Annotated in this window: 10 protein-coding genes; 6 read left to right on the top strand and 4 right to left on the bottom strand. The window is 71.9% G+C overall.

The window, feature by feature from the left end:
• Positions 1–483 precede the first annotated feature (483 nt).
• The 3 genes from dxr to ispG are packed head-to-tail and all read left to right on the top strand — an operon-like array spanning position 484 to position 4,127.
• Positions 484–1,695: a 1-deoxy-D-xylulose-5-phosphate reductoisomerase gene (dxr, locus tag KBX50_RS12615; protein ID WP_210937221.1), complete on the top strand. Its 1,212-nt coding sequence runs from the start codon at positions 484–486 to the stop codon at positions 1,693–1,695.
• Positions 1,695–2,945, top strand: a complete 1,251-nt coding sequence (locus KBX50_RS12620; RefSeq protein ID WP_093401662.1) for an RIP metalloprotease — start codon at positions 1,695–1,697, stop codon at positions 2,943–2,945. The genes dxr and KBX50_RS12620 overlap by 1 nt, the downstream gene beginning before the upstream one ends.
• 9 nt (positions 2,946–2,954) lie before the next feature.
• Positions 2,955–4,127: a flavodoxin-dependent (E)-4-hydroxy-3-methylbut-2-enyl-diphosphate synthase gene (gene ispG / locus KBX50_RS12625; RefSeq protein ID WP_210937222.1), complete on the top strand. Its 1,173-nt coding sequence runs from the start codon at positions 2,955–2,957 to the stop codon at positions 4,125–4,127.
• 61 nt (positions 4,128–4,188) lie between these two features.
• Here ispG and KBX50_RS12630 read toward each other — a convergent pair whose 3' ends face one another.
• Complete coding sequence (locus KBX50_RS12630) at positions 4,189–4,767, bottom strand: PadR family transcriptional regulator (RefSeq protein ID WP_210937223.1); 579 nt, start codon at positions 4,765–4,767, stop codon at positions 4,189–4,191.
• A 239-nt stretch (positions 4,768–5,006) separates the two neighbouring features.
• Here KBX50_RS12630 and KBX50_RS12635 point away from each other — a divergent pair, with 239 nt between their 5' ends.
• Positions 5,007–5,846, top strand: a complete 840-nt coding sequence (locus KBX50_RS12635) for a DUF4081 domain-containing GNAT family N-acetyltransferase (RefSeq protein WP_210937224.1) — start codon at positions 5,007–5,009, stop codon at positions 5,844–5,846.
• Between the two features lie 144 nt (positions 5,847–5,990).
• Positions 5,991–9,725 carry an ABC transporter ATP-binding protein gene (locus KBX50_RS12640; protein WP_210937225.1) on the top strand — a complete coding sequence of 1,245 codons (3,735 nt, stop codon included), beginning with the start codon at positions 5,991–5,993 and terminating at the stop codon, positions 9,723–9,725.
• A gap of 66 nt (positions 9,726–9,791) precedes the next feature.
• Here the strand turns inward: KBX50_RS12640 and KBX50_RS12645 are convergent, their stop codons facing one another.
• Genes KBX50_RS12645 through KBX50_RS12655 form a run of 3 tightly spaced genes read right to left on the bottom strand, consistent with a single transcriptional unit; the run spans position 9,792 to position 12,568 of the window.
• Positions 9,792–10,859, bottom strand: a complete 1,068-nt coding sequence (locus KBX50_RS12645) for an NADH:flavin oxidoreductase/NADH oxidase (protein ID WP_210937226.1) — start codon at positions 10,857–10,859, stop codon at positions 9,792–9,794.
• Positions 10,860–10,887: 28 nt separating this feature from the next.
• Positions 10,888–11,610, bottom strand: a complete 723-nt coding sequence (locus KBX50_RS12650) for a DUF998 domain-containing protein (protein ID WP_210937227.1) — start codon at positions 11,608–11,610, stop codon at positions 10,888–10,890.
• Entirely contained in the window at positions 11,603–12,568 is a 966-nt protein-coding gene (locus tag KBX50_RS12655) for a glutathione S-transferase family protein (protein WP_210937228.1), read from the bottom strand. Before KBX50_RS12655 ends, KBX50_RS12650 begins: the two co-directional genes overlap by 8 nt.
• Positions 12,569–12,671: 103 nt before the next feature.
• Here KBX50_RS12655 and pcaF point away from each other — a divergent pair, with 103 nt between their 5' ends.
• The gene (pcaF, locus tag KBX50_RS12660) at positions 12,672–13,874 is read left to right on the top strand and encodes a 3-oxoadipyl-CoA thiolase (RefSeq protein WP_210937229.1); all 1,203 of its coding nucleotides are present in this window, start codon (positions 12,672–12,674) and stop codon (positions 13,872–13,874) included.
• Positions 13,875–13,903 lie beyond the last annotated feature (29 nt).

Here is a 13,903-nt window from a genome sequence, read left to right on the forward strand (position 1 = left end):
CATCACCGGCCGGGTCTACGGTTGGGCCAAGGCCCTCAACGCCCTGATCCTCGCCTACGGCGACCGGATCATCATCTAACAGCATCGATCACACCACAGGCCCAAACACGGAAATCGACACACTCCCCACATCTATCGGGACTCCCCCTTGACACATGTCTCGGGACAGCACAGTTCGCAATTAACGGAAACTGTCCAAGATTGGCTGGCGAGCCCTAAGTTTCGACGCGCTGACGGCGTGCAGCGGGGTGGCTGGCGCGCGTGTGTGGTTGAGGGTGGTCGTTCGCGAATTGCGCGGTGTGCGCTCGCCGGGCGGCGGCCTCAGGGCCGTGACGATCCGGACGGCGGTGTTGCGAGGAGAGATCACGGCGTCGGAAGTGATTGGTACCGTGCGTACTCCGCCACTGACGTGCAGTTATCCACCGGAGGCGTCGACAAGGTGCCCTTCCCTGCGCTCGACGGCGGTGGGGAAGAATGGGCGGCGTGACGTCCCCCCGTGATCTTGTGCTGCTGGGTTGTACCGGGTCGATCGGTACGCAGGCCATCGACATCGTGCGCCGCAACCCGGAGCGGTTCCGGGTGGTGGCGCTGGGTGCCGGTGGCGGCAACATCGGGCTGCTCGCCGCCCAGGCGCTCGAACTCGGTGTCGACGTGGTGGGGGTGGCCAAGGCGTCCGCCGCGCAGGATCTTCAGCTGGCGTTCTACGCCGAGGCGAGTCGGCGGGGCTGGGCGAGCGGGGAGTTCAAGCTGCCCAAGATCGTGGCCGGGCCGGAGGCGATGACCGAGCTGGCGCAGTGGCCGTGCGACGTCGTACTCAACGGGGTGGTGGGGTCGCTCGGGCTGGCACCGACGCTGGCGGCGCTGCGCGCCGGGCGTACGCTCGCGCTTGCCAACAAGGAGTCGCTGGTGGCCGGCGGCTCGCTGGTCAAGGGCGCGGTGACGCGGCCGGAGCAGATCGTCCCGGTGGATTCGGAGCACTCGGCGCTGGCCCAGTGCCTGCGCGGCGGCACCCGGGGTGAGGTACGCCGGCTGGTGGTGACCGCCAGCGGTGGGCCGTTCCGGGGTAGGCGGCGCGACGAGCTGACGGCTGTCACGCCGGAGCAGGCGCTCGCCCACCCGACCTGGAACATGGGACCGGTCGTCACGATCAACTCGGCGACCATGGTCAACAAGGCGCTTGAGGTGATCGAGGCGCACGAGCTGTTCGACGTGCCGTACGCCGACATCACCGTGATGGTGCACCCCCAGTCGGTGATCCACTCGATGGTCGAGTTCGTCGACGGGTCGACGTTGGCGCAGGCCAGCCCGCCGGACATGCGGCTGCCGATCGCCCTGGGCCTCGGCTGGCCGGACCGGGTGCCGGAGGCCGCCGCCGCCGTCGACTGGACCACCGCGCACACCTGGGAGTTCGCGCCGCTTGACGACGAGGCGTTCCCGGCGGTGGCGCTGGCCAAGGCGGCCGGGGAGGCCGGTCGATGCCGGCCGGCGATCTACAACGCGGCGAACGAGGAGTGCGTGGCGGCGTTCGTCGACGGGCGGCTGCCGTTCCTCGGCATCGTCGACACGTTGCAGCGCGTGTTGGAGGAGGCTCCCGATTTCGGCGAACCGGGTACCGTCGAGGACGTACTCGAAGCCGAGTCGTGGGCGCGCGCACACGCGCAGGAGATCATCGCTGCTGCGGTGGAAGGAGCTTGATGTCGTTCGCGTTCGGGGTGGTGCTGTTCGCCCTCGGCATTCTCATCTCGGTGAGCCTGCACGAGGCCGGGCACATGCTCACCGCCAAGGCCTTCGGCATGAAGGTCACCCGCTACTTCGTCGGCTTCGGCCCCACCCTCTGGTCGTTCAAGCGCGGCGAGACCGAGTACGGGATCAAGGGCATCCCGCTCGGCGGCTTCTGCAAGATCGTCGGAATGACGCCGCAGGACGACGACGTCGAGCCCGGTGACGAGAAGCGCGCCATGTGGCGCTACCCGGTGTGGAAGCGCACCATCGTGATGTCCGCCGGGTCGGTGACCCACTTCGGGTTGGCGATCTTCGCCGCCTGGCTGGCCGCGATGACCTTCGGCCTGCCCAACCCGAACTTTCCCAGCACCGAGGAGCAGATCCGCAGCGAGCCGGCGGTGATCGCCCTCCAGGACTGCGTCCTGCCGGACACCACCTACCGGGCCTGCGAGACCGGTGACGCGCCGAGCCCCGCCGCTGCGGCCGGGCTTCAGGACGGCGACCGGATCACCTCGATCAACGGCACCCCGATCGCCAACTACGGCGATCTGCTCACCACGCTGCGGGCCACCAGCCCCGGCAGCACTGCCAAGATCGGGTACGAACGCGACGGCCAGCCCGGCAACGTCGAGACGGTGCTGGCCACCACCAAGCGCCCGCCGATCGACAACCCGGACGGGCCGGTCGGCGACGTCTCGGCGCTCGGCATCGGCCTGGTCATCAGCACTCCCGGCCTGGTCAGCTACGGCCCGGTGGAGGCGGTCGGCGCGACAAGCACCTTCATCGGCGACATGGCGGTGGCCACCGCGCAGGCGTTGCAGCGGCTGCCGGAGAAGATCCCCGCGCTCTGGACCGCTATCACCGGCGGCGAGCGGGACATCGACACCCCGATCAGCGTGGTCGGCGCCAGCGTCCTCGGCGGCGAGGCGGTCGCCAACAACGCCTGGGAAATCTTCATCATGCTGTTCATCTCGCTGAACTTCTTCATCGGGGTGTTCAACCTGCTGCCGCTGCTGCCGCTGGACGGCGGCCACATCGCCATCGCCTGGTTCGAACGGGCCCGCTCCTGGCTGTACGCGCGGCTGCGCCGGCCCGACCCGGGCCGGGTGGACTACTTCAAGCTGATGCCCTTCACGTACGTGGTGATCCTGATCGGTGGGGTGTTCACCCTGCTCACCATCACCGCGGACGTGGTCAACCCGATCACCCTCTTCCCAAAGTGAGTGCCTGAAGTGACCGCTGTCAGTCTCGGTATGCCGCCCGTACCGCCACCGCCGCTCGCGCCCCGCCGGGCCAGCCGCCAGATCATGGTCGGGTCCGTGCCGGTCGGTGGCGGGGCACCGGTGTCCGTCCAGTCGATGACCACCACGTTGACCGCTGACGTGAACGCCACCCTCCAGCAGATCGCGGAGCTGACGGCGTCCGGGTGCCAGATCGTCCGGGTCGCGGTGCCCAGCCAGGACGACGTTGAGGCGCTGCCGGCGATCGCGAAGAAGTCGCAGATCCCGGTGATCGCGGACATCCACTTCCAGCCGAAGTACGTCTTCGCCGCGATCGACGCCGGGTGCGCGGCGGTCCGGGTCAACCCGGGCAACATCCGCCAGTTCGACGACAAGGTGGCGGAGATCGCCCGGGCCGCCTCGGACGCGGGTACGCCGATCCGGATCGGGGTCAACGCCGGCTCGCTGGACAAGCGGCTGCTGGCCAAGTACGGCAGGGCCACGGCGGAGGCGCTCGTCGAGTCGGCGCTGTGGGAGTGCTCGCTGTTCGAGGAGCACGGCTTCCGGGACATCAAGATCTCGGTGAAGCACAACGACCCGGTGGTGATGATCCGGGCGTACCGGCAGCTCGCCGAGCAGTGCGACTACCCGCTGCACCTCGGAGTGACCGAGGCCGGGCCGGCGTTCCAGGGCACCATCAAGTCGGCAGTCGCCTTCGGGGCGCTGCTGGCCGAGGGGATCGGCGACACCATCCGGGTGTCGCTGTCCGCGCCGCCGGTCGAGGAGATCAAGGTCGGCAACCAGATCCTGGAGTCGCTCGGGCTGCGCGAGCGCGGCCTGGAGATCGTCTCCTGCCCCTCCTGTGGGCGGGCCCAGGTGGACGTCTACAAGCTGGCCGAGGAGGTCACCGCCGGCCTGGAAGGGCTGCCGGTGCCGCTGCGGGTCGCCGTGATGGGCTGCGTGGTAAACGGTCCAGGTGAGGCCCGCGAGGCCGACCTGGGGGTGGCCTCCGGCAACGGCAAGGGGCAGATCTTCGTCAAGGGTCAGGTCATCAAGACGGTGCCCGAGGGGCAGATCGTGGAGACCCTCATCGAGGAGGCGCTGCGGCTGGCCGACGAGATGGGCGCCGAGCTGCCCGAGGAACTGCGCGACCTGATCCCCGGCGCCACCGTCACCGTGCACTGACGGATGCGACCAGCAGGAGGGCGGCCATCCACTGGGTGGCCGCCCTCGGCGCGTACCGGGGTCACTCGGATTCGGCGAGGATCGCGTACAGCTTGCGGCGGGTCTCGTCGAGCACCTGGGCGGCGCGTTCCCGCTGGTCGTCGGTGCCCGTCATCATCACCTGGCGCAGCGCCTGCATTGCCTGCATGCCGGCGTGACGAATGTCGTGCCAGCTGTTGATGGTGTCCTCGGCGACCTCCGCCCAGGGCGGCGTCTGGGCCGCCTCGTCGGCCTCGGCGCGGCCCTGCTCGGTGAGGGTGAACCGCTTGCGGCCACCGCCGGACTCCTCGGTGGCGGCGATGACGCCCTCGTCCTCCAGCAACTGGAGCGTCGGGTAGATCGAACCGGGGCTGGGTCGCCAGCTCCCGCCGGTGCGAGAGTCGATCTCCTGGATCATTTCGTAGCCGTGCATCGGCCGCTCGGTGAGCAGGGCCAGCACCGCGTTGCGGACGTTGGGCCGGCGTCCCCGGCCCCGCCCCCGGCCGCCTCGGCCGTGCCCGTGCCCGCCCGGCGGAAACGGCGGCCCCGGCGGGAAGGGCGGAAAACCGAACCCCCGCATCCGCCCCTCGTGCAGCCCATGTCCACGTCGATGGAACTTCATCGCTGTTCTCCTTCACAGAGCTATCACTGATGCATCAACGATATATCGCCAACACAACGCCGACAACTCACTCACCCGCCCACCTCGCCTTGTTGACCAAGAAGTTCGGGTCAGGATGGGGGCCCGAGGACGGCGAAAACTTCTTGATCAACGCGGGCGGACGCGGGCGGGGCGGACGCGGGTGGGTGGGGGTTGCGGTCCGCCAACAGAACGTGAACGAATCTGGCAGGCTGGTAACCGTGCTGACGGCGCCGGTGCGGCAAATCGGGGAATCGGAACGGCGTGCGGTCGAGCGGTTGCTCGATCTCGACCCGTTCGCTAGCGCGCAGGTCGCGGAGCGGGTCGCCGCGCGTGGGCTGGCCTGGTGGCGGGCCGAGGGCCGGGTGCTGGGGTACGGCTCCCGCCGCCACCTCGAATCCGTCTGTTGGCTCGGCGGCAACCTCACCCCGGTGCTGGCCAGCCCACAGGCCATCGCCGCCTTCGCCGACCTGCTGGCCGGCGAGGAACGGCTCTGCTCCTCGATCGTGGGGCGGGCCGACGCCGTGCTGCAACTGTGGGAGCGGCTCTCCGACACCTGGGGACCGGCCCGCGACGTACGCCCGAACCAGCCGTTGCTGGTCACCGACGCGCTGCCCCCGGTCCCCGTCGACCCGCAGGTACGCCGGGTGCACAGCGGCGAACTCGACCGGCTCTTCCCGGCCGCCGTGGCGATGTACACCGAGGAGGTCGGCATCTCACCGTTGGCCGACGACGGCGGGCGCGGGTACCGACGCCGGGTCACCGAGATGATCCGCTCAGGTCGGGCGTACGCCCGTTTCGTCGACGGCCGGGTGGTGTTCAAAGCCGAACTGGCGGTCGTCACCCGGCGCACCGCGCAGGTCCAGGGGGTGTGGGTGGCACCCGAGTGGCGGGGGCGGGGCATCGCCACCGCCGCGATGGCGGCGGTGGTCCGTGACGCGCTGACCCGGGTCGCGCCCACGGTCAGCCTGTACGTCAACGACTTCAACCTGCCGGCCCGGCGCGTCTACCAGCGTTGCGGCTTCCGCCCGGTCGGCGCGCTGGCGACCGTGCTGTTCTGAGCCGGCCCGCCGGTCGGCTGGCCCGCTGGTCCGCCGGTCGGCGGAGATCCTCGTCACGCCCCGCCACCGGCGAAAATACGTTGAGCCAGGGGGTCGGGCGCAGCAGGCTGGAAACTCCGCCACCAGACCGGAGGAAACCGACGCATGCGCCTGCTCCGTGATCTGTGGGTCACCTCCTCGCGTCGGATGACCCTGGTGGTCGTCCTGATCCTGCTCGGCGGCATCGGCCAGGCGGCCACCGCCGCGCTCGCCGGGCCGGTGCTGCTGCACCGCTCCGTCGGGTTCTTCGTGCTGCTGTCGGTGGCGTTGGTCGCGGCGGTCGTCAGCGACCTGGTGGTCAGCCTGGTGATGGCCGGGGTGACCGCCGACTGGTCCGCCGACCTGCGTCGCCGACTGTGCCGGGTGGCGCTGGGGCAGCCCGTGCCCACCCTGGAAACCACCCCGGTGGGGGAGATGCTCGACCGGATCGACGGCGACGTCTACGACGTCGCCTCGGGGGTGCGCGGTCCCGGCGTACGGCTGGCCCAGGCGCTGGCCGTCGGCCTGCTGTCCACGCTCGTCGCGCTCACCGTCTGGTGGCCGGCCGGGATCGGCATGCTGCTGCTCTGCGTCCTGCTCGCCTTCACCCTGCGCCGTCCCGCCGCCCGGATCGCCCCGGCCCGGATGCACGAGGAGGCGGCCTGGTCGGATCTCGCGGCGGTGATGGAGGAGGCGATCCACGGCCAGGACGACGTACGTACGAGTCTGGCCCGGCCGTACGTGCTTCGCCTCTACGCCCGCCGGGCAGCCGAGGTGCTGCGCCGTGGCCTGCGGGTGTGGCAGATGTCGGCGCAGGTCAACACCGTCGCGGCCGGGGTGACCCGGGCCGGGGTGGCGGTGGTCGTGCTCGGCGGCGTGTGGGCGTTGACCACCGGCCGGGTCGACGCCGCCCGGATGACCGCGATCTGGCTGCTCGCGCTCTCCTTCGGCATGACCGTCGAACACGTCAGCCGGATGGTGCCGGAGGTGCAGTACGCCCTCGGCGCGTGGGGGCGGGTCCAACTGCTCTCGGCCGCCCCGCAGGAACCCACCGGCGGTGCCGCCCCCAGCGACGGTGACCTGGTCATCCGCGACCTCACCTACCGTTACCCGAGCACCGGCCCGGACGCCGATCGCGGCCCCGCGCTCCGCGACATCGACCTGACCTTCGTGCGGGGCCGCTCGTACGCCCTGGTCGGCCGGACCGGGTCGGGCAAGTCGACGCTGGCCAAGCTGCTCACCCGGGCGGTCGACGTGCCACCGGGGACGGTCCTGCTGGGCGGGCGCGACGTGCTCGACCTCGACGTGGAGCAGCTGCGCCGGTGGATCGCCGTGGTGCCGCAACGTACCGAGATCCTCGCCGGCACGCTCGCCGAGAACGTGGCGCTGTTCGACCCCGAACTGCTCGACGCCGCCGCCCGGGCCCTGAACGAGCTGGGGCTGGCCAACTGGATCGCGGAGCTGCCGGCCGGCCTGGACACCCGCCTCGGCGAGGGCGGCCACGTGCTCTCGGCCGGTCAGGAGCAGCTTGTCGCCTTCGCCCGGATCCTGGTCCGTGATCCGCACGTGGTGATCCTCGACGAGGCCACCGCCCGGCTCGACCCGGTCACCGAGACCCGGGTGCAGCAGGCCACCGAGCGCCTGCTGCGCGACCGGATCGGCATCGTCATCGCCCACCGGCTGTCGTCGGTGAGCCGCTGCGACGAGGTGGTGGTGCTGGCCGACGGCGCGGTGGTCGAGGCCGCCCCGCTGGCCGAGTCGCGGCGCTTCGCCGAACTCCTCGCTGCCGGCGACGCGGGCGGTGCCGCCGGCCATGCGGGTGGTGCCGCCGGCGACGCCGAGGTTGACCTGCTGGCCGGGTCGGGCTGGCCGCGACCGGAACCGGTGCTGGTCGGTGCCCACCCGGCGGACGCGGCGATCGCAGCCGACTCGGGCGACCCGAGAGGTCTGCTGGTCGCAGACATCCGGGCTCCCGGTCCGTCCCAGGCGAGTGATCCGCTGGCCGACACCGTCCGGACGGACCCGTCGGTCGGAGCCGTCGTACCTGCCACACCGGTCGTCGGACCCGAGCCGGTCGAGCCGGCGGAGGGCCGGGAGACCGGGGGCCATGAGGTTGGCGGACCCGAGATCGGCGGACCGCCAGTCGACGCGAGGACGGGCGGCCGGGGCGATCAGCGCCCCGCCTCCCGGGCACGGACCCTGCGGGAGATCGCTCGGCTCTGCCTCAACGACCCCCGATACGGCGCGGCGGCGGTGGGCATCTTCGCCGTGCTGGCGATCCTCGGCCTGGACGGGCCGGTGCTCGCCTGGTTCTGGGCCGACGTGGTCGACGGCACCGGCGATCCCTGGCTACCCGCACTGGGTATCGCGGCTGGGCTGATCCTCGCCATCCCGGCGCACTACTGGACCCACCTGTGGTTTCCCGCCTGGTGGGTACGGCAGATGCTGCGGATCAGCGCGCGCCTGGTGCACGGCCAGACCGGCCCGCGCCGGGTCAGCCGGCACACCCCCGCCGAGGTGGTGGCCCAGGGCGGTGACACCGAACGGGTCGTCCAACTCGCCGACAACGTGCTCGACCAGACCGTCGGCCTGATCCTGCTGGTCGCCATGACGCTGATCACTGACAGCGTGGTGCCGGGACTGTTCTTCCTCGGCACGATGGTGCTCTCCGGACTGGCGGCTACGGCGTTCGGCCCGAGGCTGGAGCGGGCGGCACGGGACACCGTCGCCGCCCGGGCGGCCTTCGCCACCGCCCTGGTCTCGACCCTGTCGGCGGCCCGCACGGTGAAGCTGGCCGGGGCCACCCGACCGGTGCTGACCCACCTCGCCAACCTCGACACCGTACGCAGCGAACGGCAGCGCCGGGAGATCGCCGTGCAGGTCTGGGCGCGCTCCACGCCGGCGGTGGCCAGCGGGCTGTTCCCGATCGGCGTATGGGCGTTGTTCCTGACCGGCGGGCTCTCCGCCGGAGCGGCTCTGGTCGCGGTCGCCACGCTGGGCGCGGCCCGCTGGTTCGCCTGGACCACCGCCTCGTTGATCTCCCAGGTGCCGTCGGCGCGGGTGTGGACCCGGCGGACGGCGGAGATGACCGGGATCGAGGCGTACTCGGCACGGGTGCCCGGGGTCGACCTCGCCGCTGGTACGGCCCCTGCCCCGACGGCGCCACCGCGTACCCCGCTGCGTCGGCTGGAGCTGGTCGGCTTCGGCGTCCGGCACACCGACGGCACCGTTGCCGTACGCGACGTGGACCTGGCCGTGGCACGCGGTCAACTGGTCCTCGTGGTCGGGCCGGTCGGTTCGGGCAAGTCGTCGCTGCTGCGGGCCCTCGCGGGCATCGCCCCGCACACCGGGTTGTTGACCTGGAACGACGAATCGGTGACCGAGCCGGAGCTGTTCCTGCGCCCCAACCAGGTCGGCTACGTCGGTCAGTTGCCCCGGGTGCTCTCCGGCACGGTCGCCGACAACATCACCCTCGGGCATCAGGTGGACGCCGAGCATGCGGTCAGCACCGCCCAGCTCGAACACGACCTGGCCGCCACCGGCAGCGGGCTCGGCCTGCTCATCGGGCACAAGGGCACCCGGTTGTCCGGTGGGCAGCTGCAACGGCTGGCGCTGGCCCGGGCGCTGGCTCCGCGTACCGAGCTGCTGGTGGCCGACGACGTCTCCTCCGCGCTGGATGTCACCACCGAACTGGCGCTGTGGCAGGCGTTGCGGGACCGCGGTGTGACAGTGGTCGGCTCCACCTCGAAACGGGCCGCGCTGGTACGGGCCGACCACGTGGTGGTGCTCATCGCCGGTACGGTCGCCGCCCAGGGCCCGTGGCGTGACCTGGAACAACACTGGGGTCACCTGGCTGGCTGAAAGCGTGTCTGAGATCCGCACGGGTCCGGCTGCCCTCGGCCGTCACCGGGCAGCCGGACCCGCGGATCAGGCCGCCCGCAGGTACGGGTCCGGCCAGTTGGGCGCGGCGCCCAGCTTGGCGGCCGCCTGGTGCGGCCAGTACGGATTGCGCAGCAGTTCCCGGCCGAGCAGCACCATGTCGGCCTCGCCGTCGGCGATGATCGCCTCGGCCTGCTCCGGTTCGACGATCAGGCCGACCGCGCCGGTCGGCACCTGCGCCTCGCGGCGGACCTGAGCGGCCAGCGGCACCTGGTAGCCGCGCCCGACCGGAACGTTGGCGGATGGCGACGCCCCGCCGGAGGAGCAGTCGATCAGGTCCACCCCGGCGGCGGCGAGTTCGGCGGCGAGGGCCACGCTGTCCTCGACCGTCCAGCCGCCCGGCACCCAGTCGGTGGCCGAGATCCGGGCCAGTACCGGCACGTCCTCACCGACAGCGGCACGCACCGCCCGAGCCACCTCCAGCGTCAGCCGCATCCGCCCGGCCCGGTCACCGCCCCAGCCGTCGGCCCTGTGGTTGGTCAGCGGGGAGAGGAACTCGTGCAGCAGGTAGCCGTGTGCAGCGTGGATCTCCACGGCGGCGAAGCCGGCCGCCACCGCCCGCGTGGCGGACTCGGCGAACCCCGCGACGACATCGGCGATCCCGGTGTCGTCCAGGGCCGACGGCACCCGGTACTCCGGCACGAACGGTTCACCGGTGGGCCCGACCGGCGTCCAGCCGCCCTCGGCGTCCGGCACCCCACCCCGGCGCGGCTCCCACGGCCGGTACGTCGACGCTTTGAACCCGGCATGCGCGAGCTGCACCACGGGCACCGCGCCGTGCGCGGCCACGAGCCTGGTCACCGGCCGCCAGGCGTCGACGTGGCGGCCGGACCACAACCCGGTGTCCTGCGGACTGATCCGGCCCTCCGGCAGCACGGCGGTCGCCTCGGTCATCACCAGGCCCGCGCCACCGATCGCCCGGGTGCCGAGATGCACCAGGTGCCAGTCGGTGGGGAGGCCGTCGGGACCGGCGCTGTACTGGCACATCGGTGCCAGCGCGATCCGGTTGGGCAGGGTGACCGTCCGCAGCGTCAGCGGCGTGAACAACGAACTCATTGCGCCATCCTCTCCCGGGTGCGCGACCTCAGCGCCGACGGCGAGCTGTGGGCTCGCGCACGGTCGGTGTCCGGTGGTCCTGCACCGCCACCGCCGTGGGGTCGCGTACCGCCAACGCTGCGGCGGTGGCCAGGGCCCAGCCGACGGCAACCGTCAGCAGCAGCCGTTCCAGCACCCCGACCAGTGGACTCCGGCCGACCAGCAGCATCGCCAAACCGACCGCTCCCGCGAGTGGCAGCGACACCGCTGCCGCGACGGCGCCCGTGCGCCGCAGCCGGCGTCGCGCCACCGGCGAGAAGGCGACCGCCAGCATCGCGAAGACCACGGCCGCCGTCGCGGCGACACTTGCCGCACCGTGCACCAGATCCGCCACGGTGGCCCGTTCGAAGGGCGGCAGTGGGCAGCCCGCGCTGCACGTCACCGCTCCGGACAGGACCGTGCACAGACTCGCCGCCACGAGTAGCGTCACGGCGACCCGAAGTGCCGTGTCGCCGCAGTGCGGCGCACCGAACCGTAGCGCGACGGCGAGCAGCAGCAGCGCCCCGGCCAGGGCGAACACTCCGATCCGGTACGTCCAGGCATAGTCGCTGTCGACGACACCGGCCTCACTCACGTACCCGGTCAGGCCCGGTCCTGGGCCGCCGACCACGGCGAGTGTCACCGCAGCCGCGCCAGCCAGGGCGCAGAGCGCGGCGACCAGCGCGGCGCCACGCCGCACCGACCGGCGGACCGTTGCCGGCGGCTCAGCCACGCCCGTGCGGCGTCGTCCAGCCGTGCAGGTCCGGCCCGAGTGGGACGATCCCGGTCGGGTTGATCTCGCCGTGGGTGGCGTAGTAGTGCCGCTTGATGTGGTCGAAGTCGACGGTCTCCCCGAAACCGGGGGTCTGGAACAGGTCCCGGGCGTACGCCCACAACACCGGCAGTTCGGTGAGTTTCTGCCGGTTGCACTTGAAGTGTCCGTGGTACGCCACATCGAAGCGGACCAGCGTGGTGAACAGGCGCACGTCCGCCTCGGTGATCGAGTCACCCATCAGGTAACGCCGGCCGGCCAACCGCTCCGACAGCGCGTCCAGCCGGGTGAACAGCGCCGCGAACGCCTCGTCGTACGCCTGCTGGGTGGTGGCGAAGCCGCATCGGTAGACGCCGTTGTTGACGTCCCGGTGGATCTCGGCCATCAGCGCGTCCATCTCCGGGCGCAGCTCCACCGGATAGAGGTCCGGCGCGTCCGGGGCGTGCAACTGCCGCCACTCGGTGGACAGGTCCAGGGTCAGTTGCGGGTAGTCGTTGGTGACCACCCGGCCGGTACGGGTGTCGACCAGCGCCGGCACGGTGACCCGGCCGGTGTAGTCCGGATCGGTGGCCAGGTACGCCTCGGAGAGGAAGCCGATGCCCAGCACCGGGTCGAAGCCGTCCGGGTCGAGGGCGAACCGCCAACCGCTGTCGTCCCGGATCGGGTCGACGGTGCCCAGCGAGATGGCGTCGGTCAGCCCGAGCAGGTTACGCACGATCAGTGCCCGGTGCGCCCAGGGGCAGGCCCGGCACCAGATCAGCCGGTAGCGGCCCGGCTCCAGCGGCCAGCGGTCCTGCTCGTCCGGCCCGCCACCGGGCGGTGCGGTCGAGTGCGGCGTCACCCGCCCGGTGAACCGGTTGGGTTGGCGGACGAACGCGCCGCCGTCGCTGGTCTCCGCGCTGAACTGGGCCGGTGCCATGCCCACAACCTATCGGCACCCGCCGGGGATATCCTGGCCGTCAGTCCCCGTGGACCCGGTGGACGCGCCCCTGCACCCTTCCCATCCCCCCGAAGGACTCGCGATGACCGTGGCATACCTGGTGGCCGGTGTCCGCACCCCGATCGGCCGGTACGCCGGTGCGCTGGCCGGCGTACGCCCCGACGATCTGGCCGCCCACGTGATCCGCGAGCTGGTCGCGAGGCACCCGTCGGTGGACTGGGCGCGTACCGACGACGTGGTGCTCGGCTGCGCCAACCAGGCCGGCGAGGACAACCGCAACGTGGCCCGGATGGCGGCGCTGCTCGGCGGGCTGCCCGAGCAGGTGCCGGGCAGCACGGTCAACCGGCTCTGCGGCTCCGGGCTGGACGCGCTGGCCACCGCCGCCCGGTCGGTCGTCGCCGGCGAGGCGGACCTGGTCGTCGCGGGCGGCGTGGAGAGCATGAGCCGGGCGCCGTTCGTCATGCCGAAGGCAACCACCGCGTTCTCCCGCTCCGCTGAGGTGTACGACACCACGATCGGTTGGCGGCTGGTGAACCCGTTGATGGAGCGTGGCTGGGGCATCGACTCGATGCCCGAGACGGCGGAGAACGTGGCCGCCGAGTACGGCGTCGACCGGGCGGCGCAGGACGAGTTCGCGTACCGCTCCCAGCTGCGGGCCGCCAAGGCCCAGGCCGACGGGCGGTTGGCCGAGGAGATCGTGCCGGTGACCGTGCCGGCGGGCCGGCGGGAGACCCGGTTGGTCGAGGTGGACGAGCATCCCCGACAGACCTCGCTGGAGAAGCTGGCGGCGCTGCCCACCCCGTTCCGCGACGGCGGCACGGTGACCGCCGGCAACTCGTCGGGTGTCAACGACGGCGCGGTGGCGCTGCTGGTCGCCTCGGAGGCGGCCGTCGCCGCGTACGGTCTCACTCCGTTGGCCCGGGTGACCGGCACCGCGGCGGCCGGCGTGCCGCCCCGGGTGATGGGCATCGGGCCGGTTCCGGCGACCCGGCGGCTGCTGGACCGGCAGGGGTTGGCGCTGACCGACATCGACGTGATCGAGCTGAACGAGGCGTTCGCCGCCCAGTCCGTCGCGGTGCTGCGCGAACTCGGCCTGCCCGAGGACGCGGAGCACGTCAACCCCAACGGTGGCGCCATCGCCCTGGGCCACCCGCTCGGTGCCAGCGGTGCCCGGCTCGCGCTCACCGCCGCGCTGGAACTGCGCCGACGTGGCGGGCGGCGGGCGTTGGCCACCATGTGCATCGGGGTGGGGCAGGGCATCGCGCTGCTGCTGGAGGCCGCCTGAGCCGCCGGCACCGGCGGTAGATCAGGAAA

Origin of the sequence: Micromonospora sp. C51 (assembly GCF_018070435.1) — a bacterium.
In the GTDB taxonomy this organism is placed as follows: Bacteria; Actinomycetota; Actinomycetes; order Mycobacteriales; family Micromonosporaceae; genus Micromonospora; species Micromonospora sediminimaris.

Excerpts from the sequence above, each read along its gene's own strand:
- KBX50_RS12655 (WP_210937228.1), bottom strand. The coding sequence starts at position 12,568 with ATGGCACCGGCCCAGTTCAGCGCGGAGACCAGCGACGGCGGCGCGTTC.
- KBX50_RS12645 (WP_210937226.1), bottom strand. The coding sequence starts at position 10,859 with ATGAGTTCGTTGTTCACGCCGCTGACGCTGCGGACGGTCACCCTGCCC.
- KBX50_RS12620 (WP_093401662.1), top strand. The coding sequence starts at position 1,695 with ATGTCGTTCGCGTTCGGGGTGGTGCTGTTCGCCCTCGGCATTCTCATC.
- pcaF (WP_210937229.1), top strand. The coding sequence starts at position 12,672 with ATGACCGTGGCATACCTGGTGGCCGGTGTCCGCACCCCGATCGGCCGG.
- KBX50_RS12630 (WP_210937223.1), bottom strand. The coding sequence starts at position 4,767 with ATGAAGTTCCATCGACGTGGACATGGGCTGCACGAGGGGCGGATGCGG.
- KBX50_RS12640 (WP_210937225.1), top strand. The coding sequence starts at position 5,991 with ATGCGCCTGCTCCGTGATCTGTGGGTCACCTCCTCGCGTCGGATGACC.